This window comes from Hymenobacter nivis (assembly GCF_006439025.1).
GTDB classification, from domain to species: domain Bacteria; phylum Bacteroidota; class Bacteroidia; order Cytophagales; family Hymenobacteraceae; genus Hymenobacter; species Hymenobacter nivis_A.
In genome coordinates this window covers 63,454-87,173 of record NZ_RCYZ01000008.1, presented here as the reverse complement: position 1 = coordinate 87,173, position 23,720 = coordinate 63,454, and the positions used below count along the sequence as shown (strand labels likewise).

General features: G+C 66.1%; 23 protein-coding genes. 12 read left to right on the top strand and 11 right to left on the bottom strand.

What is annotated here, in order from left to right; all coding sequences use genetic code 11:
• Positions 1–31: 31 nt before the first annotated feature.
• Positions 32–946 carry a DUF72 domain-containing protein gene (locus tag EAH73_RS17860; RefSeq protein ID WP_140468795.1) on the bottom strand — a complete coding sequence of 305 codons (915 nt, stop codon included), beginning with the start codon at positions 944–946 and terminating at the stop codon, positions 32–34.
• Between the two features lie 441 nt (positions 947–1,387).
• On the opposite strand from EAH73_RS17860, the gene EAH73_RS17855 reads away from it, so the two are divergent.
• From EAH73_RS17855 to EAH73_RS17845, 3 genes are all read left to right on the top strand, one after another.
• Entirely contained in the window at positions 1,388–2,230 is an 843-nt protein-coding gene (locus EAH73_RS17855) for a septal ring lytic transglycosylase RlpA family protein (RefSeq protein ID WP_161599594.1), read from the top strand.
• A 181-nt stretch (positions 2,231–2,411) separates the two neighbouring features.
• Entirely contained in the window at positions 2,412–4,061 is a 1,650-nt protein-coding gene (gene glgP, locus EAH73_RS17850) for an alpha-glucan family phosphorylase (protein WP_140468793.1), read from the top strand.
• 199 nt (positions 4,062–4,260) lie between these two features.
• Positions 4,261–4,923 (top strand): SOS response-associated peptidase, encoded by a 663-nt coding sequence (locus tag EAH73_RS17845; RefSeq protein ID WP_140468792.1) that lies wholly within the window; start codon positions 4,261–4,263, stop codon positions 4,921–4,923.
• A 12-nt stretch (positions 4,924–4,935) separates the two neighbouring features.
• Here the strand turns inward: EAH73_RS17845 and EAH73_RS17840 are convergent, their stop codons facing one another.
• Positions 4,936–5,457 carry a hypothetical protein gene (locus EAH73_RS17840; protein ID WP_140468791.1) on the bottom strand — a complete coding sequence of 174 codons (522 nt, stop codon included), beginning with the start codon at positions 5,455–5,457 and terminating at the stop codon, positions 4,936–4,938.
• 229 nt (positions 5,458–5,686) lie between these two features.
• On the opposite strand from EAH73_RS17840, the gene EAH73_RS17835 reads away from it, so the two are divergent.
• Positions 5,687–7,072, top strand: a complete 1,386-nt coding sequence (locus EAH73_RS17835; protein WP_140468790.1) for a 1-acyl-sn-glycerol-3-phosphate acyltransferase — start codon at positions 5,687–5,689, stop codon at positions 7,070–7,072.
• Between the two features lie 60 nt (positions 7,073–7,132).
• Positions 7,133–8,110, top strand: coding sequence for a hypothetical protein (locus EAH73_RS17830; RefSeq protein ID WP_140468789.1), 978 nt, complete (start codon positions 7,133–7,135; stop codon positions 8,108–8,110).
• A 65-nt stretch (positions 8,111–8,175) separates the two neighbouring features.
• Here the strand turns inward: EAH73_RS17830 and chrA are convergent, their stop codons facing one another.
• Together chrA and EAH73_RS17820 are read right to left on the bottom strand one after the other, a co-directional pair.
• A complete protein-coding gene (gene chrA, locus EAH73_RS17825; RefSeq protein ID WP_410503787.1) occupies positions 8,176–9,468 on the bottom strand; it encodes a chromate efflux transporter in 1,293 nt (430 codons plus the stop codon).
• 122 nt (positions 9,469–9,590) lie between these two features.
• Entirely contained in the window at positions 9,591–10,568 is a 978-nt protein-coding gene (locus EAH73_RS17820) for an isopenicillin N synthase family dioxygenase (RefSeq protein ID WP_140468788.1), read from the bottom strand.
• A 225-nt stretch (positions 10,569–10,793) separates the two neighbouring features.
• Between EAH73_RS17820 and EAH73_RS17815 the strand changes: the two genes are divergently transcribed.
• Positions 10,794–11,666 carry a hypothetical protein gene (locus EAH73_RS17815; RefSeq protein ID WP_240047320.1) on the top strand — a complete coding sequence of 291 codons (873 nt, stop codon included), beginning with the start codon at positions 10,794–10,796 and terminating at the stop codon, positions 11,664–11,666.
• 81 nt (positions 11,667–11,747) lie between these two features.
• Positions 11,748–13,058 (top strand): McrB family protein, encoded by a 1,311-nt coding sequence (locus tag EAH73_RS17810; RefSeq protein WP_140468787.1) that lies wholly within the window; start codon positions 11,748–11,750, stop codon positions 13,056–13,058.
• A gap of 124 nt (positions 13,059–13,182) precedes the next feature.
• Here the strand turns inward: EAH73_RS17810 and EAH73_RS17805 are convergent, their stop codons facing one another.
• Positions 13,183–13,752: a lipocalin family protein gene (locus tag EAH73_RS17805; RefSeq protein ID WP_140468786.1), complete on the bottom strand. Its 570-nt coding sequence runs from the start codon at positions 13,750–13,752 to the stop codon at positions 13,183–13,185.
• 663 nt (positions 13,753–14,415) lie between these two features.
• Between EAH73_RS17805 and EAH73_RS17800 the strand changes: the two genes are divergently transcribed.
• Entirely contained in the window at positions 14,416–15,474 is a 1,059-nt protein-coding gene (locus EAH73_RS17800; RefSeq protein WP_140468785.1) for a 5-methylcytosine restriction system specificity protein McrC, read from the top strand.
• Between the two features lie 100 nt (positions 15,475–15,574).
• Here EAH73_RS17800 and EAH73_RS17795 read toward each other — a convergent pair whose 3' ends face one another.
• On the bottom strand, positions 15,575–15,835 hold the full coding sequence (locus EAH73_RS17795; protein ID WP_140468784.1) for a hypothetical protein: 261 nt from the start codon (positions 15,833–15,835) through the stop codon (positions 15,575–15,577).
• A 179-nt stretch (positions 15,836–16,014) separates the two neighbouring features.
• Here EAH73_RS17795 and EAH73_RS17790 point away from each other — a divergent pair, with 179 nt between their 5' ends.
• Positions 16,015–16,596 (top strand): RNA polymerase sigma factor, encoded by a 582-nt coding sequence (locus tag EAH73_RS17790; RefSeq protein WP_240047319.1) that lies wholly within the window; start codon positions 16,015–16,017, stop codon positions 16,594–16,596.
• Positions 16,597–16,705: 109 nt separating this feature from the next.
• Positions 16,706–17,887: a S1C family serine protease gene (locus EAH73_RS17785; protein WP_140468782.1), complete on the top strand. Its 1,182-nt coding sequence runs from the start codon at positions 16,706–16,708 to the stop codon at positions 17,885–17,887.
• 118 nt (positions 17,888–18,005) lie between these two features.
• Here the strand turns inward: EAH73_RS17785 and EAH73_RS17780 are convergent, their stop codons facing one another.
• The 5 genes from EAH73_RS17780 to EAH73_RS17760 all read right to left on the bottom strand — a co-directional run bounded on the left by EAH73_RS17780 (position 18,006) and on the right by EAH73_RS17760 (position 22,201).
• Positions 18,006–18,512: a fasciclin domain-containing protein gene (locus EAH73_RS17780; protein WP_140468781.1), complete on the bottom strand. Its 507-nt coding sequence runs from the start codon at positions 18,510–18,512 to the stop codon at positions 18,006–18,008.
• 130 nt (positions 18,513–18,642) lie between these two features.
• A complete protein-coding gene (locus EAH73_RS17775) occupies positions 18,643–19,122 on the bottom strand; it encodes a GAF domain-containing protein (RefSeq protein ID WP_140468780.1) in 480 nt (159 codons plus the stop codon).
• 103 nt (positions 19,123–19,225) lie between these two features.
• Entirely contained in the window at positions 19,226–20,281 is a 1,056-nt protein-coding gene (gene ribD / locus EAH73_RS17770; protein WP_140468779.1) for a bifunctional diaminohydroxyphosphoribosylaminopyrimidine deaminase/5-amino-6-(5-phosphoribosylamino)uracil reductase RibD, read from the bottom strand.
• Between the two features lie 207 nt (positions 20,282–20,488).
• Positions 20,489–21,226 carry an SDR family oxidoreductase gene (locus EAH73_RS17765; RefSeq protein ID WP_140468778.1) on the bottom strand — a complete coding sequence of 246 codons (738 nt, stop codon included), beginning with the start codon at positions 21,224–21,226 and terminating at the stop codon, positions 20,489–20,491.
• Positions 21,227–21,310: 84 nt separating this feature from the next.
• A complete protein-coding gene (locus tag EAH73_RS17760; protein WP_140468777.1) occupies positions 21,311–22,201 on the bottom strand; it encodes an AraC family transcriptional regulator in 891 nt (296 codons plus the stop codon).
• Between the two features lie 255 nt (positions 22,202–22,456).
• Between EAH73_RS17760 and prmC the strand changes: the two genes are divergently transcribed.
• Together prmC and EAH73_RS17750 are read left to right on the top strand one after the other, a co-directional pair.
• Positions 22,457–23,308, top strand: a complete 852-nt coding sequence (gene prmC / locus EAH73_RS17755) for a peptide chain release factor N(5)-glutamine methyltransferase (RefSeq protein ID WP_140468776.1) — start codon at positions 22,457–22,459, stop codon at positions 23,306–23,308.
• Between the two features lie 117 nt (positions 23,309–23,425).
• Positions 23,426–23,719, top strand: a complete 294-nt coding sequence (locus EAH73_RS17750) for a putative quinol monooxygenase (protein WP_140468775.1) — start codon at positions 23,426–23,428, stop codon at positions 23,717–23,719.
• The last annotated feature ends 1 nt before the right edge of the window (position 23,720 follow it).

Sequence of the window (23,720 nt, the reverse complement as noted above, 5' to 3'; positions counted from 1 at the left end):
CTTTGGACACTGACTTTCCGCTGTTTTCTTTTTAAAACAAGCTGCCCTGCACCGCCTGCGGGATGATGGCCGGCGGGGCCACCGCAATGCCGGTCAGCTCCTTCATGCGGGCCAGGAAGTGCTGCGTCCAGACGGGGGCGTGGCGCACGTCGCGCTGGTGGATGAAGAAATAGGCCGAGTGCAGGCCCTGGGCGTACCAGGCGGCCAGGCGCTCGGCCCAGGCGTCGGCGCGCTGGTAGTCGGTGCTGTGCAAGCCGTGGCCGTTGAAGCGCACGAAGGCCGTGGGCGTGGTCAGGCGCATGGGCAGCACGTCGCGCCGCCCGGCCACGTCCGTGATAACCAGCGTCTTGTTCAGGGCTTCCAGCGTGGCGAACACAGCGTCGGCCAGGCCGCGGTCGGCAAACCAGCGGGGGTGGCGCAGCTCCACGGCCAGCGGCACGGCGGCGGGCCAGTCGAGCAAAAAGCGCTCGAGCCGCGGCAGGTGCTCGGGGCCCAGGTGCGGCGGCAGCTGCAAAAAGGCCCAGCCCAGGGCCTCGCCCAGCTCCTCGATGGCCCGCGAAAAGGGCACCACCAGGTCGTCGGTTTGGAACAGCTCGCGCTCGTGGCTGATGCTGCGCGGCAGCTTGGGGCAAAACTTGAAGCCGGGGCCCACCGCCGCCCGCCAGCGCCGCACGGTGGGCGCGTCGGGAATGCGGTAGTGGGTGGTGTTTAGCTCGAGGCTGTTGAACTGCCGGGCGTAGTAGTGCAGGTACTCGGGCTCCTTGATGCCGAGTGGGAAGTACGAGCCCAGCCAGTCCTTGTTCGTCCAGATGGGGCAGCCCACGTACAGGGCCGGCGGCTGGGGTTGCGCCGGGCGGGCGCGGGCCAGCAGCGGGGCCGTGGCGGGGTGGTCGGGGGGCAGGCCAAAGTTGACGTAGCGCAGGTCGGGCAGGCGGCCAAAATCCATGGGGCAAAGGTAGGGGCGGGGGCCCCGGTGCGGGGCCCCGCGCCGGGCGGAGCGGCCTTAAAGTGGCACTTCAGGCATTACGAAAAAAAGCTGACCTGCGCAACCCGGCAAATGACGAATCGCCGCCGCCGACGCCAAAATTTTGCACCCGCCGCATAATCTTATTTCGTGATATAGGGCCCCCAGTGGACGGGATTTTTCAAAAGCCGGCTTCCCGTGCCCTTACGCGGGTTTTACTTTTTAGTAAACGGATGAATTTTGTGCAAGTTTTATAAGAAAAGAACAATTTTACGACTAGTCCGTTTGGCAGCGGCGTTGCAATTCTTAGCAGGCCCTGGGTGGTGCGGGTAATTTTGACTCATTCACCACCTTATGCAATCGATGCAATTACCTCGTATTTCTACTTCTGCTTCCGCTTTCGTTTTACTCTTATCGTTACTGGTGGGCCTGCCCAGTTCGGCCCGCACCAAGCGGTCGGCCCGGGTGCGGCGCGCCGCCCACACCCACATGTGCAAGCACGTGCAGGAGCCCCGCGAAACCAGCGCCAATATGGTGCTGCGCGGCCGGGCCTCCTGGTACGGCAAATATTTCCAGGGCATGGAAACCGGCAACGGCGAGCGCTACGACCGTTTCGAGTACACCTGCGCCCACAAAACCCTGCCCTTTAACACTCGCCTGCGGGTGACCAGCGTGCTCACCGGCCACTCGGTGGTGGTGCGCGTAAACGACCGGGGCCCCTTCCGCAAGCAGCGCATCATCGACCTGAGCGAGAAGGCGAGCCGCGAGCTGAACCTCCAGGAGCTGGGCGCCACCACCATCGTGGCCGAAGTAGTGGCCCCCGAAACCCCCCTGGGCCCCACCGCCGCCCCCGACAACCTGCTGGCCCTGTGCCTGGGCGACCCGCACCCCCACGCCCCGTTCACGACCTACACCGTGGACCCCGCCGCTGCCCCCGCCCCGGTGGTAGCGCCCACCACCACGGCGGCGCCCGCCGCCGGCCTGCTGGCCGCTGCGCCCGCCGCCATGGCCGCCCCGCAGGCGGCTACGTTTGAAGTACAGGTGGGCGCGTTTGAATCGCCGACCGATGCGCAAATGGTGCTGGCCAAAATCCAGGCCCTCGACCCCAACGTGCACGTAGAGTTAGCCAGCGACCTGCTCGACGGCCGCCAGCGCAGCCGCGTGCTCGTGGGCACTTTCGGCGAGCGGCCCCAGGCCGAGGCCGTGCGCCGCTGGCTCCTCGTGTGGGGCATTGGCGGGCAAGTGCGCGAAGTAGCGCTGCGTTAACCTCAGTCAGTGCAAACCACTCCTTATATAGTAGTATCCATCGCGCAGCGATAAATGGAGCGGCAACCGGCTTTCTGTTCGGTTGCCGCTTCTTTTTTGCGTGGCCGTGCGCACCTTGCGGCCGCGTGGGGCCCCGGCCCGCGGTTACCTTCGTTCCTCTTCTTCACTTAGCCCTTCTTTCATGGCTTTCACGTTTAAACCCTACGCGCCCGCGGCCAAGTACAAGCAGGCGGCGGCGTACTTCTCGATGGAGTTTGCGCTCGACCAAGCGCTGAAAATTTATTCCGGCGGCCTGGGCTTCCTGGCTGGCTCGCACATGCGCTCGGCCTACGAGTTGAAGCAGAACCTGGTGGGCATCGGCATTTTGTGGAGCTACGGCTACTACGACCAGGGCCGCAACCCCGACCAAACCCTGCGCGTGGACTACACGCAGAAGAGCTACTCGTACCTGCAAGACACGGGGCTGCTGTTTCCCATCACCATTCACGGCGCCGATGTGTACGTGCGGGCCCTGTACCTGGCTCCGGAAGTGTTCGGCACGGCGCCGATGTTCTTCCTGACCACCGACATCCCGGAGAACGATTACATCTCGCGTACCATCTCGCACCACCTCTACGACCCGGATGCGGCGGCCCGCGTGGCCCAGGCCATTCTGCTGGGCGTGGGCGGCGGCAAGCTGCTCGACGAGCTGAACCGCCAAACCGACGTGTACCACCTCAACGAGGGCCACGGTCTGCCGCTGGCGTTTTACCTCTACGAAAAGCACGGCCGCAAATTGGAGGAGGTGCAGAAGCGCCTCGTCTTCACGACGCACACGCCCGAGCTGGCCGGCAACGAGGAGCGCCCCATGAAGCTGCTCACCGACATGACCTTCTTCGGGCCCGTGCCGGAAGAAGAAATCCGCCGGGTGGCCCGCCTCGACGGCACCACGCTCAACTACACCCTCACGGCCCTGCGCTTCGCGCGCCGCGCCAACGGCGTGAGCAAGGTGCACGGCGAGGTGGCCAACGAAATGTGGGGCCACTACGAAGGCATCTGCCCCATCATCCCCATCACCAACAGCCAGAACGGCACCTACTGGCGCGATCCGCAGCTGGCCGGGGCCCTAAAAAGCAAGGACGACGCGGCGTTGCTGGCCCGCAAACGCGAGCTGAAAAAGGCGCTCTTCAAGGTGGTGGCCGACCAAACGGGCAACATCTTCGACCCCGAGGTGCTGACCATCGTGTGGGCCCGCCGCTTCGCCGCCTACAAGCGCGCCGACTTGATCCTGCGCCACTTCGAGCGCTTCGTGGCCTTGGCTACCAACGCCAAGCATCCCATCCAGATGATTTGGGCCGGCAAGCCGTACCCGCTCGACCACGGCGCCATCGGCGTGTTTAACAGCCTGATTGCGCGCACCAAAAACCTGCCCAACTGCGCTGTGCTCGTAGGCTACGAACTGGAATTGTCGGCTGAGTTGAAGAAGGGCTCCGACGTGTGGCTGAACACGCCCCGCTACCCGCGCGAGGCCAGCGGCACCAGCGGCATGACCGCCGCCATGAATGCTTCGGTGAACCTGAGCATCGCCGACGGCTGGATTCCGGAGTTCATCCGCGACGGCGAGAACGGCTTCGTTGTGCCCCACGTAGCGGTGGACCAGGCCGAGGACGTGAAGGACGACGCCGAAGCCACCGCTTTGCTCGACGTGCTCGAAAACCACGTGCTGCCGCTCTACTACGACCAGCCCAAAAACTTCCTGAAAGTGGTGAAAACCGCCATGAACGACGTGGAGCCCGAGTTTGAAAGCACCCGCATGGCCAAGGAGTACTACGAGAAACTGTACAAAGCCTAAGCTGCCGGCCAGTGCTGGTTCTTAGGGCCCCACAAGAACCGTAAAAACCAGCTTTACCGACTTACAGAGAAAAAAGCTGCTCCGCCGGGGCAGCTTTTTTCTTTGGCCGAAAACCCAGCAATTTGGACGAAATGCCCACGCAAACCGCACCCTGGGGCCCTAAAATGCGTTGTACGGGGACCACCAGCTTCGAATAATTATGTGCGGCCGCTATACCTTCATCACCCCCGCGCCATCGGCTGAAAAGCGCTTCGATGCCGCTTTCGACGCGCCCGCGCCGACCACCTACAACGCCGCGCCCTCGCAGCGCCTGCCCATCATCACGAACGCCGCGCCTGGCCGCATCCAACTGGTGGCCTGGGGCTTGGTGCCCAGCTGGAGCCGCGACCCCGCCGCAGGCCCCAAGCCCATCAACGCCCGCGCCGAAACGCTGGCCGAGAAGCCCAGCTTCCGGCAGTTGCTGGCGCGGCGGCGCTGCCTGGTGCTGGCCGATAGCTTTTTTGAGTGGCAGGCGCTGCCCGCGGGCAAGGTGCCGCACCGCATTCTGCTGCGCGATGAGGCGCCGTTTGCCTTCGCCGGGCTGTGGGACGAGTGGCTTGACCGCGCCACCGGCGAGCTGCGCCCCACCTTCACCATCGTCACGACGGAGCCCAACGCCCTGATGGCCACCCTGCACAACCGCATGCCGGTCATCCTGCCGGGCCCCGCGGCCGAGCGTGCCTGGCTCGACGATGGCCTCGGGCCCGCCGCCCACCAGCAACTGCTGGTGCCCTACGACGCAGCCGCCATGCGCGAGTACGAAATCACGAAGCGCGTGAACTCGCCCGCCCACAACGACCCCGAAGTGCTGGCCGCCGCGTAGCCTGCCGGGGCCCTAGTGGCGCGGCGTGCCTTCGCCCAGGCCCTGCTGAATGATGCGGAAGGCCGGGTCGGTGGGCTTCAGAACTTTGCGGAGCTGATTTTTGGCTTGCACGAAGTGCGGCCGGGCATCTACCAGCTGGCCGAGCTGCATGGAGAGGATGCCAGCATATAGGTGCAGGTAGCCCTGGGCCTTGGGCGTGGGCGGAGCCGTGGGCAGCCGGCCGTTGAAGAACGCCAGCAGGGCCGGCGCGGCGCTTTCGGCCTCGTAAATGCTCATCAGGTCGGTGTACACCCGCTCGTCGTTTGGGGCAAGCCGGTACAGCCGCTCGGTGAGGGCCGGGGCCTGGGGCGCGTGGGCCGCCACCGCGGTAGCCACTTCGCTCTTGAGGGCGGCGTAGGGCCCCGCGGCGGCGGGCGCAGCGGGCGTGGTAGCCGCCGCGGCGGGCGCAGTAGCGGGCGGTGGGCCCCCGGGCGTTTGCGCCCGCAGCGGGGCCCCAGCCAATAGCAAACCAGCAACAAGCAGAGCAGCGCGCATAACGAAAGGAAAACTAGCCAGGGAATTTGGACTGGCAAGTAACTACCGCCGGGCCATACCGGGCCCGGGGCCCCGGGCCGGCCGCCCACGGCCCGCCCTCGTTTTGGTGGCCATAAGCTGGCGAAAAACCGGGCGGGGTACCCTCTAGGGGAGCCGGCCAGCGGGTGCCGTGGGGCCCCCACTGGGCCGGGCCCCGCGTATTGATGAGCGGCACCGTATTTTGCCGCCTATGCTGGCCTACCATATTATGAAACCCATCGTGCAGGCGTCGCTGCGCGTGTTTTTTCGGCGCGCCGAGGTGCGCCACCGCAAGCGCCTGGCACTGCCGGGACCCTTGCTGCTGGCCGTGAACCACCCCAATACCCTGATGGACCCGCTGCTGGTGGCCGCCAATATGCCCCGGCCGGCGGCGTTCTTGGCCAAAAGCACATTCTTCAAAAACCCGGTGTCGAAGGCCATCTTCGAGTCGGTGAACTGCCTGCCCATCTACCGCCGGCAAGACGCCGAGGCCGCCGCCGCCGCCAGTGGCCGGGCCCTGAACGCGGCCGAGCTGCACGCCCAAAACGAGGCCGCTTTTGGCAAGTGCTACGACTACCTGGGCCAGGGCCGGGCCATCATGATTTTCCCTGAGGGCATCAGCCTCAACGAGCGCAAACTGCGCCCGCTCAAGAGCGGCGCCGCCCGCATTGCGCTGGGGGCCGAGGCCCGCCACAACTTTAAGTTGGGCTTGCACGTGCTGCCGGTGGGCATCAATTACTTTGACCCTACGCGCTTCCGCTCCGACGTGCTGCTGAACGTGGCCCCGCCCATCCGGGTGGCCGACTACGCCGCGGCCTACGCGGCCAGCCCCGACGCCGCCGCCGATGCCCTCACCGCCGCTATCACCAAGGCGCTGGAGCGGCGCCTCGTCATCAGCCGCGACGCGGCCGGCGATGCCCTGGGCCAACAAATCGAGCGCACCTTCGGCGACCACCTCAACCCCGACGACGACCCCGACACGCTCTACGACAACTTCCAGCTCGGGCGCACGCTGCTGCAAGCCGTGGCCTACTTCGAGCAGCACGACCCCGCCCGCCTGGCCGCCGTGCGCACCCAACTCGCTGATTACCTGGGGGCCTTGCGCCAACACGGCCTCGACGACGCGGCCCTCGACGAGCAGCGCCGCGGCCGCCTGGCGGGCCTCGTGAACCTGGCCCTGGGCCTGCCCGTGTGGCTCTACGGGGTGTTGAACAACTACTTGCCCTACCGGCTGCCGTCGCTCGTGGCCAGCCGCGTGACGCCCACTGAGCCCGAGTTTCGGGCGGCGGTGATGATGGGGGTGGGGCTGGTGGCATTCCCGCTGTTCTATGGCTTGCAAGCCGCCGCCGTGCAGCACTGGCTCACCCACCGCTGGTGGCTCACGGCGCTGTACGTTATCAGCCTGCCCATCAGCGGCTTCTACGCCCTGGGCTACGGCGTGGAGCTGGCGGCCCGGCTGCGGCGGCTGCGGGCGCTGCGGCTGTTCCGGCAAGCGCCGGCGGTGGGGGCGGGGTTGCTGGCCCGGCGCGCCGCCATCGTGGCGGCCCTGGAGGAGGCGCGGGTGCGCTACCTGGGGGCCCCGGCGGGCCCGGCTTAGGGCCCCCGGCCTTGCCGGTAGCTGCCCGTTTCGCACACATCCTTCCCAATTCCTAATGCCATGATTTACGGTATGTGCTTCGACGGGAGCGTGGTGCGCGGGCGGGGCGACGATGGCCAGCCGCTGCACTTCTCCAACACCCGGGCCACGGGCCACGTCGAGCACCTGGAGATGCACTACGCCCGCGCCCGCCAAATGGGCCTGACGCGCTTCCGCGACACAGTGCTGTGGGACGAAGAAAATAGGGCCCCCGACTACCGCTGGCTCGATCGGCTGCAGGCCGTGGGCCAGGGGCAAGTCGAGCTGGTGCTCAACCACTACGGCCTGCCGGAGTGGCTCGACGAAGCCATGTTTTGGGACGGCCGGGCCGCGGCCGCGATGCACGACTTGGCCCAGCAAATTGCCCTGCGCTACCGCGGGGCGTTTCGCAGCTACAACGTGGGCGTGGAGCTGGGCATCTGGACCGATTGGGTGGCGGCGCCCCAAAGCCGCCAGTGGCCTTTCGGCGGCTGCAGCTGGTGGGAGGTGTACCGCCAGACCAGCGCCATCACCATTGCCATTGCCCAGGGCCTCAAAGCCGGCGACCCCACCTGCCGCATGGCCATGAGCGAGCCCTGGGGCTGGGATCCCGGCGTGCCCTACGCCGACCAGGCCCGGCCTTTTGCCACCGTGCTGGGCCGGCCCGACGCCGTGGCCGAGGCCAACGGCTGCCACACCTGGCAGCAGGGCCGCGCCGATTTGCTTGATGTGATAGGGCTGAACATTTACTTCGATAACGACATCCCCGCCCTGCTAGCCGCCGCGCGCCAAATGTTCCCCGATAAAGCAGTAGTGGTGGCCGAAACGGCCAATATCTACCGCCCCGACTGCCACCCGCCAGCCCTGTGGTGGGCCAAGTTTGAGGCCCTGGGCGAGCCCGACCTGGAAGTGTGCTGGAGCCCCGGCCTCACCGTGCTCACCCACGAGCTGGGCGAGCGCATGGCCGGCAACCTGCTCGACGAAGACGGCACCCAGCACTGGCACCGGCCAGGGTTTTAGTTGTCAGTTGTTAGTTGCTAGAATCGCCGTAAAAACCTAACAACTAACAACCGACAACTAAAGACCTACCCCGCCAGGGCCCCGGCGGCCAGCGCCACCATCACCAGCACCACGGCCGGCACCCGCTCCCAGAGCAGCAGCAGGAAGGTGGTGCCCACCAGCAGCGGGTTGAGGGGCACGGCGGTGATGGAGCCCAGGTGCCAGTGCCCGGGCAGGGCCAGCAGGCGGTCGGGGAGGGGGTGGTAGAGCAGTAGCGTAGCGGCGCAGACCAGCCCGGCGCTCACGGCGTTGATGCCTTCTAGCGAGGCCTTCACCACGCGGTACTGCCGCAGCCGTGCCCAAAAGCGCAACACAAAGAAAATCAAGAATGTACCCGGTAAGAAGATGCCCGCCGTGCCCACCAGGGCCCCCAGCACCTGGCCCCCGGTGCCGCTGCCTTGCGCCCGCATGGCCAGGGCCCCAATGTAGGCGGCGATGGAAAAATTGGGCCCCGGCACGAGCTGCACCATGCCCAGGCCCGACAAAAACTCGGGCGGCGTGAGGTAGTGCTTGAACTCGACGAACTCGGCAAACAGCAGCGGGGCCAGCACCTGCCCGCCCCCAAACACCAGGGAGCCGTTGCGGTAAAAGTTCTCGAACAGGCGCACCGGCAGCCAGCGCGTGTAGTGCCCCAGCAGCGCCGCGCCCACCAATATGCCCAGCCAGAGCAAGAAATTGGCCCACTCCACTTGCAGCGGTTTTTTCTCGGGTTCGATGACGTGCTTGCGGTAGCGCACCGTCGTCACGGCGCCGCCGGCCAGCAGCAGCACCGGCAGCACCCACGGCAGCTGGAAGAAGTAGGCCAGCATGGCCGAGGCCACGGTGAGGCCCACGGCGGTTTTGGTCTGAATCACTTTCTCGCCGATGCGGTAGGCCGAAAACGCCACGAAGCCCACCGCCACGGGCTGCACAAACTGCACCAGCGCCGCCACCAGGGCGGGGTTTAAGCGGCTGAGGGTGAGGGCGGCCAGCGTCATGAGCAGCGTGGCCGGCAGCACCCACACCAGCAGCGTGAGGTAGGCCAGGTTGGGGCCCCCCAGCCGGTAGCCAATCACCGTCACGGTTTGGGTGGAGGTGGGGCCCGGCAGCAGCGCGCACAGGGCCTGCAGCTCCAGCAGCTCGGCGGCGCTCAGGTAGCGGCGCTTCTCTACCAGCAGCCGGAACATCATGGCCAGGTGCGCCGAGGGGCCCCCAAAAGCGGTGCAGGACAGCGCGGCCACGTCCTTCAGAAACACGAAATTGCGGGCCCGGCGCAGGCGGCGGCCGCCCCGCCGCAGCGGGACCGGAAACGGACGGGGAACGGGGGGCGGCAGCGGCACGAACGGGCGGGAATTGCGGGCGCCGAAGATAACCGCCCCCCGCCGCCGGCCGGATGGGCCCCCGCAAAAAAAAGACCGCCCGGGGCCCCGGGCGGTCTTTTGCAAAACGACAAAAAAGATAATTATTTCTTCTTTAGGCCCAGTTCAATCAGGCGCTCATTCAAGAATTCACCGGCCGTAATGTCGGCTTCTTTCTTGGGGTTGTCGGCCGTCACGAGGTGCGGCAGCGCGGCCAGGCTCATCTCCGAGCGCGGGTGCATAAAGAACGGAATGCTGTAGCGCGAGGTGTTCATTTTCTCGCGCGGCGGGTTCACTACCCGGTGGATGGTGCTGCGCAGCACGCCGTTGGTGAGGCGCTGGAGCATGTCGCCCACGTTCACCACAATCTGGTCGGGTAGGGCCGTAATGGCAATCCACTGGCCGTCGCGGCGCAGCACCTGCAGGCCGTCGGCGCTGGCGCCCATCAGCAAGGTAATCAGGTTGATGTCGCCGTGCTCGGCGGCGCGCACGGCGTCGGCCGGTACCGCGTCGGGGTCCTCAATCGGGAAGTAGTGGATAGGCCGCAGGATGGAGTTGCCGTGGCGCACCTTGTCGTCGAAGTAGTCTTCGGGCAGCTCCAGATATAGGGCAATGGCGCGGAGCACGTCCTGGCCGGCGGCCTCCAGCGTGCGGTAGGCGTTGAAGGTGCTGTCGTGAAAACCAGGCACTTCCGTGGGCCAGATGTTGGCTGGGTACTCGCGGCCCACGGGGTCGGTGGCGTCTTCCACCTCCTGGCCCACGTGGTAAAACTCCTTCAGGTCACCGGTGTTGCGGCCCTTGGCGTGCTCCTTGCCCTTGCTGATGTAGCCGCGCTGGCCGGCCAGCTCCGGCTTTTCGTAGGCCTGCTTGGCCGCGTCGGGCAGCTGGAAAAACGCCTGTACGTTGGCGTACAACTCCTTGGTTTGGGCGTCGTTGAGGCCGTGGTTTTTCAGGGCTACGAAGCCGATGCTTTGGTAGGCTTCGCCGAGCTGCTGCACAAAGCGGGCTTTGCGCTGCGGGTCGCCGGAGCGAAAATCGGCGAGGTCGAGGGACGGAATCTGGTCCAGGAGCTGGTCTTGCATGGCCAAAAATCAGAGAATGAAACGAATGGGAAAAATAGCGGTCCGGCTTCGCCAGGGCGAATAAAACCGGCCCGCAAGGTAGGAAACCCCCAGTGGCGGCCGTTGGTTTCGGGCCGGTTGCGCCTGCGAATGCCAAAGTATTGCGTTATTCGCGCAGCCATTGCTTATTGCGCGCCCATTCTTTCGCCTTTTGCACTTTTCTGATAAACACCGTATCGCATTCTCATGAAAAACCGTTTCGTCTCTTGGTTGCCCACCGGCCTGCCGCTGGCCCTGGGCCTGCTTGCCGCCACGGCCTGCGACACCAGCCGCTCGTCGACCGACGCCGCGGCGTCGAACAGCAACGTGCCCACCACCACGCCCAGCGTTGCCCAAAACAGCGCCATGAAGGCCGACGCGATGGAGAAAAACGGCATTCGCCTCACCCCATTCAGCGACTCGCCCAAGTTCCCAGAGGCCCAGATGCGGCTCATTTCGCCGGTGGCGGGCTCCACTGTGCCCAGCGGCGAGGTGCGCTTCAACTACCAGATTAGCAATTTCATCCTCACCAAAATGAGCGGGGGCCCCGAGATGGCCCAGATGGCCAACTCGGCCAAGGGCCAGCACATCCACAACATCGTGGACAACATGCCCTACACCGCCCACTACGAAACCACCTTTAGCAAGCCCATGGCCGATGGCCAGCACGTGGTGCTCTCGTTCCTCTCGCGCTCGTACCACGAGAGCCTGAAGCACCGCGGCGCCTACGATCTGCGCATCGTCAACGTGGGCAATGGCCCCGCCCCGGCCGAGCCGATTATCGACGTCAACAAGCCGAATATGTTCTACAGCCGGCCCAAAGACACGTACTCGGGCGCCGACGCCAAGAAAATCATGCTCGACTTTTACCTTGTGAACACCACCCTCGACTCGGGCGGCAACAAGGTGCGCGCCACCATCAACGGCACCGAGTTCATGATCGACCAGTGGGCCCCCTTCCAGATGGAAGGCCTGCCCGCCGGCGAAAACACCGTCAAGCTGGAACTAGTCGACAACAGCGGCACCCTGCTCCCAGGGCCTTACAATTCGGTCACGCGCACCTTCACGGTAGCCCCGTAGTTTTCAGTTGGCAATTCACGGTTAATTGACAAAAAAATCCCGCCCTTTCGGCGGGATTTTTTTGTGCCCGTACTTTGCCGCATGGCCGCCGCTGCTCCCGAGCCCCCCGTTTCTGCCGCTGTGCCGCCGCTCACCCGCGAGCTGGTGCTGCGCGCGCTGCGGCAAATCGACCGGGCTGGGGCCCCGCTGCCGCCCAGCACCGTGTACGAGCTGGTGTACCGCAGCCGCCGCTACCCGCCCCGCGCCGTGGCCGAGTGGGCCCACCGCCTGGCCACCGGCGACGCCGCCGCTCGCTGGCCCCACCCCGCCGGCACCCCCACCAACGCCCTGCTCGAAGCCCTCGACTTCACCATCAGCACCAAGCGCCCCGTGCTGGCCCCCGGCACCGCTGCCGACGTTACTGAGCCGGCCGACGACCTCTACCTGGGGGCCCCCGCCCCGCCCAATTCCGCCCTGGCCGCCGAGCCCGGGGCTCCCTACGCGCCCCCCGCCCTGCCTGCCGGCCCCGCCGCGCCCTATACTAAAGCCGAGGCGCTGGCTGAGCTGCATATGGCTGAGGATGAGCTGGATGCCGCCCTCGCCGGCCTGGCCCGCCGCCGCAACCTGCTGCTGCAAGGGCCCCCGGGCACGGGCAAAACCTACCTGGCCCGCCGCCTGGCCTGGCTGCTGCTGGAAGCCCGCGACGAAAGCCGCCTAGAACTGGTGCAATTCCACCCCAGCTACGGCTATGAGGACTTCGTGCTCGGCTTCCGGCCCGACGACCGGGGCCAGTTCCGGCTGGTGCCGGGGGTGCTGCCGCTGCTGTGCCAGCGCGCCGCCGCCGACCCCGCCCGGCCCTACGTGCTGCTCATCGACGAGCTGAACCGCGGGCAGGTGGCCCGCATTTTCGGCGAGCTGCTGGGCCTGCTGGAGGCCGACAAGCGGGGCCCTGCCCACGCTCTGCGCCTGCCCTACGCACCGCCCGAGGCCCCGCGCTTCTTCGTGCCCGAAAACTTGTTCGTTATCGCCACCCTCAACCTGGCCGACCGCTCTCTGAGCCCGCTCGACTACGCCCTGCGCCGCCGCTTCGCCGTAGTGGAGCTGCGGCCGCAGTTTGGGGCCCCGCTGCGGGCGCTGCTGGCTGCTCACGGCGTGCCCGGGGCCCTGGCCGAGCGCCTCACGGCCCGCCTGGGGGCCCTCAACCAAACGATAAGCGACGACCCCGGCCTGGGCCCCGAGTTTGCCATCGGCCACAGCTACTTCGTGCCGCCGCCCGGCCCGCTGCCCGCGCCCGAAGCCTGGCTGCGCCTCGTCGTCGACCAAGAAATAGGGCCCCTGCTGGCCGACTACTGGCGCGACGAGCCCGCCACGGCCGCCGCCCAGCTCCGCAAGTTGCGGGGGATGCTGGAGTAGTAGGAGGTGGGGCCCTGGGCCGTGCCGCCCACATATTCCGGAGGTACAGCAGTAACATTTCTAGAAGTAACCGCCGGTACGTGAGGCGCTTGCTATTGCGCAATTTCGGCTGCCCGTATACGGCCTAGCTGGCCGATGGCTGGGGCGTGAAATACAGCTTTTCGACGGGGAAGCCCAAGGCCCGCGCCCGCGCAATGAGGCGCGCTTGCACGTCGGGGGCTAGCTGCGGCTGGCGGCTCAGCAGCCAAAGATTCTTGCGGCTCGGCTCACCCACCAGGGCATACTGGTAGTCTGCTTCGTCGAGGTCCAGAATCCAATAGTTGCCCTCAAAAGGCCAGAAAAACTGCACTTTGAGCCTCGCGTTGGTGCCATCCACCGCGCGGGCGATGGCCGTAGCTTTTTTGATCCGGCCGTTCAGGCTGCATTTGCGGCAGGTGTTCACCACCTCCACCCGGCCATCGGGCCGTAGCGCATACTCGGCCGTAACGTGCTGGCAATCTTTTTCAAAATACACCGGTAAGCGGGCCACCTCGTACCATTTGCCGGCGTAGCGCGGTAGTTCAACGTGCGCCACCGTGGGTAGTGGAGCTTGGCCTTTGCGCCGGGCATAGGCGAAGGCTGCGGCCCCTACCACGGCCGTGGCTACTAGAGCGGGCACCAAGGCTGGCTGCCGGCGTTTGTTGCTGCTATTCATAAGTGCTGAAAACAAGGTATTTAAAGAAAATGGCTGGTTTTTGGGCGGGTTAGTTGCTGCCTTGTTACCGCTTTGAAAAACTGTACTTGCGCATCTGCCTTGGTAAAATAACTACTGTCAAGGCTATGCCGCATTACTCAAAAATCGCCGCTTGCGTTTACTTTCAGAGTCTATCTTGTTCGTCTAGCCCGTTGGTTACGTGGCAGTTGAGAATTACGCAGCGAACAGAGTAGAATAAGCTCATCTACGTCGTATATGCTTGTTTAATAAGCTATTGTCAATTTGAAAAATAGTAAATTGCTTCAAACATTTCCCAGGTCTTCGGTGCTGCCCGGATATCGATGGGGTACCGGCCTGACGCGCTGCGTGGAGCGTTTATTGCCTATTGTATCGCCAAAGAATACGTAGCCTCATGGATAAATGCCGACTATCCTGCTGCGGAGGCTGACGCAGGATTTTAAAGCAAAATGGTGCGCATTATTACGCTGTAAACCAGCTAGATGTGCTGCCCGGTGACCATGCGTACCCCAACTTGGTTGCTCTGCATTAACTGGCCGCAAGGCCAAGCGGTGGTCACCGGGCTTGTTTTGCTGAAAAGAGACGGCCTGCGTCGGTTCTGAATTTATATAGCCTCTCGTAACCCCGCCGATTCCCACCGCCCCCATGGCCCCCACCGTTCCGCTCGCCACGCTCTACTACCTGCTGTGCTACGCCTGGAACCGCCTGCCCGAACCGGCCGATGGGGCCCCGGGCGGCCCCGCGCCCTTCCACCGGCCGCTGGAGCTGCTTACGCAGCTGCTGCTGCAAGCCACCCGCCGGCTGCTGCGCACGGGCTTGCCCCTGGCCTTCGAGGAGCACGAGGAGGTGCTGGGCACGTTGCGTGGGCGCGTCGAGCTGGGGCCCTCGCTGGCGCGGGGGCTGCTGCCGCAGGGCCGCGCCGTGTGCCGCTTCGCCGAGCTGGGGCCCGATGCGCCGCTGGCCCGCCTGCTGGCCGCCACGCTGAGCGCGCTGGCTGCCCGCCCGGCCCTGCCCGTGGCGCTGCGGCGCGAGGTGCAGCACTTGCGGCGGCTGCTGCCCGGGGCCCCGGTCGGCGCGGCCGATGCGCCGTCGGCGGCGCTGTTTGGGGCCCTGCACCGGCTGCGGTGGGGGGGCGAGGCCGCCTTTGCCCTGCACCTGTGCGAGCTGCTGTGGCGGCACGCGCTGCCCGCGCCCGGGGCCCCGGGCCGGGGCCGAGTGCGCGATTTCCGGCGCGACGAGCCCCTGATGGCGCGGCTGTTCGAGCAGTTTGTGCGCAACTTCTACCGGCGCGAGCAGCGGCAGTACCGGGTGTTTGCCGAAACCATTGCCTGGCAGGCGCAGGCCGCCGCGCCCGCCGACCTCGACCTGCTGCCCACTATGCTCACCGATACCACCCTGGAGAGCCCGGCCCGCAAAATTATTCTCGATACCAAGTACTACGCCGCCGCCTTGCGCCCGCGCTACGACCGCCCGCGCCTCATCGCGCCCCACCTCTACCAGCTGTTTGCCTACCTGCAAAACCAGGCCCCCGCCCCCGGCCAGGCCCTGGAGGGCATTTTGCTGTACCCCGCCGCCCCGGCCGCGGCCGCGCCTCCGCTCGACGCGCGCTACACCCTGGGGCCCCACCCCGTGCGCGTGGCCACCCTCAACCTGCACCAGCCCTGGCCCGGCATCGCCGCCGATTTGCTGGCCCTGGTGGCTTAGCGGCAGCGCCGGGCACAAAAAAACAGCCCGGACTTTCCGTGAGGAAAATCCGGGCTGTTCAACCGGGGGGTTACGAGCCAGCCCGAAGGCCGGCGGGCAACTACTTAGGAGCCTCGGTGGTGGTGGTGGTGGTAGCGGCAGGAGCCATAGCGCCGTCAGCGGGAGCCGTGGTGGTGCCAGCAGCGGGAGCCATCGCGCCGTCAGCAGCAGGAGCCATTGCGGTGGTGTCGGTGGTAGACATCGTGGTGGTCTCGGTGGTAGCCGGGGTGGTGGTGGTGGTTTCGGCGGTCTTCGACTCGCACGACGACAGACCAGCGGTGAGGGCGAGGCCCAGGGCAGCAAATTTAACGAGCTTGTTCATGTTGGGGTATTTTTGAAAAGATTTTGACTGGAAATCGCCCTTTATCCGGCTTTCCGTAAAAGGTAACCCGCCCGCCAAAACTTTTTTTTCGGCGGGTTACTTCCTACCCTTTCGCGTATTAATCCCCAAAGCGAATGAGCAGAGGCGACTCTTCTTCTTCTTTTTCTTCTTCGACCCCCTTGGTTCCCGCCCCCGACGAAGCGCTGATTGCCGCCATCCGCAGCGGCGATGAGCGGGCCCTGGCGCAGCTCTACCGGCTGCACTGGCCCATGGTGTCGCACTTCGTGCTGCAAAACAGCGGCTCGGACGACGATGCCCAGGACGTGTACCAGGAAGGCGTGATGGTGTTTTATGAAAAGGTGCGCGACGGCTCGCTCGAGCTCAACTGCCAGATCAAAACCTACCTCTACGCCGTGTGCCGCCGCCTCTGGCTCAAGCGCCTCACCAGCAAAAGCCGCTTCGGCGTGCGCTTGCAGGACGACGACGACCTGGGGCCCCTGCACCACACCGGGGCCGAAGATGACCTGCTCGCCGCCGAGGAACAGGACCGCCGCTTCACCACCATGAGCGAGGCCCTCGACCACCTCGGCGAGCCGTGCCGCTCGCTGCTCGAAGGCTTTTACCTGCTCGATAAATCCATGCAGGCCCTGACGGCGGAGTTTGGCTACACCAACGCCGACAACGCCAAGAATCAAAAATATAAGTGCCTCGTACGCCTCAAAAAACTCTTTTTTGCCCACTACAAGGAAGCCCCTCTCTAAAATTTCAGTGAACAGTTACCAGTAAATAGTGAACAGTTATCGTTGAGAAGCAGACCTTTTCGGGGTTCGTCGATACCTGCTCACTGTTAACTGAAGAGCTGCCTCCGCCATGCAAACCGAATCCGACTACTACGCCCTGTTTGAAGCCTACGAGCGGGGCGAGCTGGCCCCGCCCGCCCGCACCGGCTTGGAGGCGCGCCTGGCCGCTGACCCCGACCTGGCCCTGCGCTACGCCGATTTCAGCGAGCTGACGGGCACGCTCCGGGCCGTGGGCCAGCGCCGGGCCCTGCGCCAGCAGCTGCGCGGCCTGCACGCCGAAATGCTGGCCGCCGCCACCGAGAAACAGCCGGTTGCCGATGCACCAGCCCCGGGGCCCCTGCGCGCCACCGTGAACCCGCTGCTGCGCATTTCGCGCACCGAGCGGGTACTGCGCGAGTTTTGGAGCGGGCACCGGGCCACGGTGGGCGTGGCCGCTTCGGTGGCGGTGCTGGCCGTGTTCGGCTCGCTGCTGGGCCTGGAATGGTGGCGCGCCGCCAATACCAAGCCTTCGATGTACGGCTACACGGTGCTGCGCCGCGAGCTGAGCAAGCTGCAAAGCAACCAGCGCGCCCTGCGCCAGCAGCTGGTGGGCGGCGCGGGCGGGGCCCCAGGGGCCCCCGTCAACAACGGTAAGTTCAGCGGCACGGGCTTCGCCCTCACCGCCGACGGCTACCTGGTGACGAGCTACCACGTGATTCAAGGGGCTGATTCGCTGCTGATTGAGGGCCGCGACCAGCAGCGCTACCACGCCGAAACCGTGTACTCGGACCGGGCCCACGACCTGGCCATCCTGCGCATCAAGGACCGCGACTTCAACGGCTTCGGCCGCTTGCCCTACACCTTCAAGGCCGGGCAGGCCGACCTTGGCGAGCGGGTGTACACGCTGGGCTACCCGCGCGAGGACATGGTGTACGGCGACGGGGCCCTGAGCGCCCGCTCGGGCTTCGGCGGCGACACGGCCTTCTACCAGGTGAGCATTCCGGTGAACCCGGGCAACTCCGGGGGGCCCCTGCTCGACGAGCACGGCAACCTGATCGGGGTGGTGAGCGGCCGCCAGAGCGACGCCCAGAGCGCCGCCTTCGCCACCAAGTCGTCGCTGCTGCTGCGCCTCGTCGATTCGCTGGCCAAGAAGCAGCCCGCCGCCCCCTACCACCTGCCCCACACCAACCGCCTGGCGGGCACCCCGCGCCCCCAGCAAATCAAGAAGCTGCAAGATTTCGTGTTCGTAGTGAAGGTGTTCGAAAAAGACTAAATAGTAAGCTATTGGCTAATAGCTCAATATTCAGCGCCTAATTTTCTGGCTGATAATACGCAACCGGCCCGGCCGCTCATCGAGCAGCCGGGCCGGTTGCGTTTTGGGGCCCCCGCGGCTACTTGCTGGGCATCAGCACCGCGTCGATAGAATGCACGACGCCGTTGGTGGCCACGATGTCGGCTTGCTGCACGGTGGCCGAGCCGCCTTTGGCGTCCACGAGCATTATGCTATCGCCCTGTTTTTTCACCGTCAGCAGCTCGCCCTGCACGGTTTTGAGCTGCTGCCCGTCCTTGAGGGCCGCGGCTGGGTAGTGGCCGGGTACCACGTGGTAAGTGAGGATGCTGCTGAGCAGCTGCTTGTTGGCCGGCAGCAGCAGGTCGTCGAGCGTGCCGGCGGGCAGCTTATCGAACGCCTCGTTGGTGGGCGCGAATACCGTGTAGGGCCCCTTGGCTTTGGCCTGATCGGCTAGGCCGGCGGCTTGCAGGGCCCGCAGCAGGGTGGTGTGCTCGGGTGAAAGGGTGGCGCTGCCGGCCAGGTCCTTGTTGGTGGCCTGGGCCACGGCCGCTGGCCGGGCGCCTAGCAGCAGGCCCAGCAGGGCAATGAACAGGAGGGGCTTGCGCATAGGGGAAGGGATTGGGAAGGAGGGCGCCACCGAAAGCCCCGCCCCAGGCTTTTTGTTTATGATTATAAATTGATTAACAGTTATTTAATCTAGGTAGTAAGCCCCAATAAGGGGCCGCCCGGGGCCCTGCTTAAAACCACTGCGCCGCCTGCTGCATCAGCTGCTCCAGGGCGGCTTGGTCGTCGGCGTCGAAGTCGTTGAGCTGGTCGCTGTCCACGTCAAGCACGGCCACCACTTCGCCGTTTTTGAGGACGGGCACCACGATTTCCGACTTCGAATCGGAGCTGCACGCGATGTGGCCGGGGAACTGCTCCACGTCGGGTACGAGCAGGGTGCGGGCCTGCGCCCAGCTGCCGCCGCACACGCCCCGCCCTTTGCGAATGCGCGTGCAGGCAATGGGGCCCTGGAATGGCCCGAGCACCAGCTCGTCGCCCTTCACCAGGTAAAAGCCCACCCAGAAAAAGCCGAACGCCTGCCGCAGCGCGGCGGCCGTGTTGGCCAGGTTGGCGGTGAGGTCGGGCTCGCCTTCGGTGAGGGCGGTAATTTGGGGCAGCAGCTCGGCGTAGCGGGCGGCCTTGGTGGTGGCGGTGAGGGCGAGGGTTTCGGCCATATTAAAGGAGTGTGAACGCGGCGGGGCCGCGTGATTAGATGCTTTTATTAGTTGTTTAACTGGTCATTTAGTGCACGGACGCGCAGCGTCCACGCCACGGGCGCTACTTGTTCACGTACCGAAACAGCTGGTCGTCGCCTACGTCCTCCACGCTTTGCAAGCCGCTGAGGCCCAGGCGTGGGGCGGCCACGCCCGCCCCCAGCTTGCGGGGGCTGCGGAAGACGCGGATTTCGTCCCACAGCCCGGCGTTCAGCAAAGCGTTGAGCACCGTGGGGCCCCCTTCGACCAGCACCGACTGCACCTGGCGCTGCCAGAGGTCGGCCAGGATTTGGGGGATGAGGTCGTCGGCTTCGGAGAGGGTGGCGTAGGAGCGGTTGGGGGCGTCGGGGCGCTGGCGGTAGGTGTAGAACAGGGTAGGCTGCTGGCCGTCGAGCACGTGGTGGGTGGGCGGCAGGCACAGGTTTTTGTCGAGGATGACGCGCAGCGGGTCGGGCCCCGGCCAGTCGCGCACGTTCAGGTGGGGGTTGTCGTGCAGGGCCGTGCGGGTGCCCACCAAGATGGCCTGCTCCTCGGCCCGCCACTGGTGGGTGAGGATGCGCGCCTGGGGCCCGCTGATGGCCACCGGCTGGAAGTAGCGCCCGGCCAAAAAGCCGTCGGCCGTCTCGGCCCACTTCAGCACCAGGTAGGGCCGCTTTTTTTCGTGGAAGGTGAAGAAGCGCCGGTTCAGCCAGCGGCCCTCGGCGGCCAGCAGGCCGGTGCTGACCAGGGCCCCGGCGGCGCGCAGCTTCTCGTTGCCGCGGCCCGCCACCAGCGGAAACGGGTCGTCGTTGCATACCACCACCTCGGGTACGCCGTGGGCGATGAGCAGGTCGGCGCAGGGGGGCGTTTTGCCGTGGTGGGCGCAGGGCTCCAGCGTCACAAACACGCGGCTCTCCTTTAATAAGGACTGATCGGCCACGCTGGCCACGGCGTTTACCTCGGCGTGGGGCCCCCCGTACTGCTCGTGCCAGCCCTCGCCAATGATGCGGCCCTGATGCGTTATCACGCAGCCCACCAGCGGGTTGGGCCGGGCGTAGCCGGTGCCGCGCAGTGCCAAATCGAGGGCGCGGCGCATAAACAAGGCATCGTCGGGAGCGTTGGGGAAGGGTGCGTCGGCCATGCTGCAAAAGTAACCGCCCCGCCGCCCCGCGGGGCGGCCGGCTGCTACGCCGGCCGGTAGGCCCCATGCAACGGATGAGCGCGTGCGCTTCCGATCCGGTCAGAAAATGGTATGAAGCGGCAAGCCCGGCCGTCCTGCCTTGCCCGGGCATGTGCGCGAGCAAAGCAGGACGGCCGGGCTGTTGCCGCGGGCCGAAGACCGAGGGTTTTACCAGGGGCTAATGCCCTTTTCGGGTGCGTTGTCGTCGCTAAAGAACTGGCTGGTGGGGCCCTCGGGGCCCAGCAGGGCGGCTTTTACTAGGCGGGCGGCGGCATCGGCCACGCTGCCGGGGCCGCTGTGGTGGTTGAAGTCGGTGGCGGTGTAGCCGGGGTCCACGGCGTTCACCTTAAAGGGCGTGTCGCGCAGCTCGTAGGCCAGCATGATGGTGTAGGCGTTCAGGGCCGCCTTGGAGGGCTGGTAGGCGGCGCCCTTCACCGGGTAATATTTCCACGACGGGTCGTTGTGGAGCGTGAGCGAGCCCAGGCCCGAGGTCACGTTCACGATGCGGGGCGCGGGCGACTGCCGCAGCAGGTCGATGAAGGCCTGCGTCACGGCAATGACGCCGAACACGTTCGTCTCGAACACCTCCTTGATCATGCCGAGGCTGCTGGTGAGGGCCGGCTGCGACGTGCTCCCGAGGATGCCGGCGTTGTTGATGAGCACGTCCAGGCTGCTGGTTTTGTGGCCCAGGGCCTCCCGGGCGGCGGCGATGGAGGCGCTGTCGGTTACATCGAGCTGGATGGGCTCGACCTCGGCGAGGCCTTCCGCTTTGAGCAGGTCGGCGGCCTGCTGGCCGTTTTGCAAATCGCGGCTGCCCAGGTACACGTGGTAGCCGTGCTGGAGGAGCTGCCGGGCCGCTTCAAAGCCAATGCTTTTGTTGGCGCCGGTGATGAGTGCTGTCTTCATGAGGAATGGTGGTCAGTTGTTTCGTTGGTCGACGGCACAAAATTACCGGGGCCCCCAGGCGCGGCTGGCACCCATTCCGCGGCATTACTGGTACATTTTGCGGATGGTGGCGCGGTACTCGGCCGGCGTCACGCCGGTTTCGCGCTTGAAGAAGCGGTTGAAATAGGACGCCTCCGCAAACCCGAGGTCGAAGGCCAGCTCCTTGAGCGAGAGCGGCGTATAAAGGAGCAGGCGCTTGGCTTCGAGCACCAGGCGCTCGTGCAGGTGCTTGATGGCCGGCTTGCCGCTCTGGGCCTTCACCACCTCGCTCAGGTGGCCCGCCGAAATGTGGAACAGCGCCGCGTAGGCCCCCACGGCGTGCAGCTCGCGGAAGCATTCCTCCACCTTGGCCCGGTAGGCTTTCAGCAGGCGCTGGTCGGCCGACGGCTCGGCGCCCGTGAACTGCTCGGTGTAGAGGCGGCTCAGGTAGGTGAGCAGCACGGTGAGGTAGGCGGTGAGCATGCGGTGCTGCCACTCGCCGGGGCGGCGGTGCTCGGCCTCAATTTTGGCCAGCAGCTCCTCCACCAGGGCCTCGTCGGCCGCCGTGAGCCGCAGCTCGTGCCCGCGGTGGGGGTTTTGGATGAGGGGCAGCTCCCGCAGGGCCGCGTTTTGCTGCAAGGCCAGGAATTCGTCCGTGAATTCGAGGCGGGTGCCCCAAAAGGGCGTGGCGGCCTCCTTCACCAGAATTTGGCTGGGCGCGGTGAAGTACAGCGCGTTGTCCTGGCGCTCGTAGGGCGTGGCATCTACCCAGTGCCGGCCGCGGCTGTGCTTCACAAACACCAGCATGTAGTAGGCCTTGCGGTGCGGCAGCAGCAGATTTTCCTCGTAGGGCAGGCCGCCCGCCGAGCGCGCGATGTTGAACAGGTTGCTCCCGGTGGCCTCGTCCGGCTCGAACGGGTGCACCGGAATCGGCTGGTGGCGGGTAAGCGTTTGCATGAGCAGGGCGGCGATATTTCCTGCTAAGTACGGCCGTGGGGCCGCGCTGGGGCCCCAGCCGGAAAACAGGCGGCGCGAGCCCAGCAGGGGGCGCGAATTTCCGCGCAGGGTTGGCGCCGCTGTGTTACATGGCGCGCCTGCGCCAGGGTTTGGGCGGCCAGTTGCCAGCGGCTCATCCCCGCAGCTTGGGTGAAAGCTGCGGTGAAATTGGGTGGAAATCAGGCGGGATTTGGTCCGGGGCCCCACCTTTGCCCGATGACCACCCGCGCCCTCACCGACCACCTCGCCCTCGCCCTTGCCGCCGCCTACCCCGCCCCGGAGGCCGCCGCCATCGCCGCGCTGGTGGCCGAGCACCTGCTGGGCCTCGACCCGCTCCAGCGCCGCATGCGGGCCCAGGAGGCGGTGCCGGCGGCCGTGCAGCAGCTGCTGCCGGCCCTCGAAGCCCGCCTGCTGGCCCACGAGCCGGTGCAGTACGTACTGGGCACTGCCCACTTCGCCGGCATGGAGCTGGAAGTGACGCCCGCCACCCTCATCCCGCGCCCCGAAACCGAGGAGCTGGCGCGCCTGGTGGCGGCCGAGCGGCCTGGGGGCCCCACGGTGCTCGACGTGGGCACCGGCTCGGGCTGCCTGGCCCTGGCGCTGGCCCGCGCCCTGCCCCGTGCGCAGGTGCTGGCCGTCGATATTTCGGCCGAAGCCCTGGCCGTGGCCCGCCGCAACGCCGCCCGCTACGCCCCGCAAGTGCAGTTCCAACAAGTTGATATTCTGCAAGAAGCGCCCGATGGCCTGGCCCCCGGGGCCCTGGCGGTGCTGGTGAGCAACCCGCCCTACGTGCGCGAGAGCGAGCGGGCCCAGATGCGCGCCAACGTGCTGGAATGGGAGCCCGCCGGGGCCCTATTTGTGCCCGACGCCGACCCACTGTTGTTCTACCGCCGCCTGGGGGCCCTGGGCCGCACGCTACTGCGCCCCGGCGGCGGCCTCTACCTGGAAATCAACGAAGCCTTATCGGCCGAAACCGAGGCGCTGCTCGTGGCACAGGGCTACACCGAAGTGCGCGGCGTGGCCGACATGTTTGGCCGGCCGCGCATGGTGCGGGCCGTGGCGCCGTAGGGCTTGGTGGGGCCCCAACAGCGCTGCCCAGCGCGGCAGCGCGCGGCCCGAAACAATCCGGTTGCCGCCGTGCTTGCGTAGCTCAAAGGTGAAGACTCACGCCTAAACCCACACACCATGATAAAAGTAGGATTGCTGGTACGGCTTGAAGCCAAGCCCGGAAAAGAGCAGGCCGTGGCCGATTTCCTGCGCGGCGGGCTGGCCCTCGTGATGGAAGAGCCCGATACCGTGACCTGGTACGGCATCCAGATGGGGCCCTCCACATTCGGTATTTTCGACACGTTTGCCGAAGATGCCGGCCGGAAAGCCCACCTCGGGGGAAAAGTCGCCGCCGCCCTCATGGCCAACGCCGAAGAGCTTTTTTCGACCCCGCCGGCCATTGAAATGATTGACATTCTGGCCTCCAAATAGA